This is a genomic window from Phormidium sp. CCY1219 (assembly GCF_035615515.1).
In the GTDB taxonomy this organism is placed as follows: Bacteria; Cyanobacteriota; Cyanobacteriia; order Cyanobacteriales; family Laspinemataceae; genus CCY1219.
Genome location: NZ_JAJENT010000129.1, coordinates 1 through 441, shown reverse-complemented (window position 1 = coordinate 441; position 441 = coordinate 1). Strand labels below are relative to the sequence as shown.

Sequence of the window (441 nt, the reverse complement as noted above, 5' to 3'; positions counted from 1 at the left end):
GCCGGTGGATACCGCATCGGGACGGAACATGTGGACGAGCGCCGCTTCCGCACCGGTTCTTGGAAGAGCTGCGCGCCGATTGACAGCAAGAACGAGTCGCAGGTGATTTCGGCCCTGGAAGAGTGTTTGGCGGAACACAGCGGCGAATACGTGCGCTTGATCGGCATCGACCCGAAAGCAAAACGGCGGGTGGTGGAAACCATTATCCAACGCCCGAATGGCAATGGCTCCCCTAGCAGCGGAGGCAGCCGCTCGACAAGTGCCCCTCGCCGCACCGGCAGCAGTTACGCGCCGACGAGTTCCACGGGCCTAGATCCGGATGTGGTGGCGCAGGTGCGCCAAATCCTCAACCAAGGGTTGCGCCTCGGGACGGAACATGTGGACGAGCGCCGCTTCCGCACCGGTTCTTGGAAGAGCTGCGCGCCAATTGACAGCAAGAAC

The 441-nt window shown here is 62.6% G+C and carries 1 protein-coding gene; it reads left to right on the top strand.

Going from position 1 to position 441, the window contains the following annotated elements; genetic code table 11:
- On the top strand, window positions 1–441 hold a 441-nt coding region (locus LKK83_RS00705), incomplete at both ends, for a ribulose bisphosphate carboxylase small subunit (protein WP_324628805.1).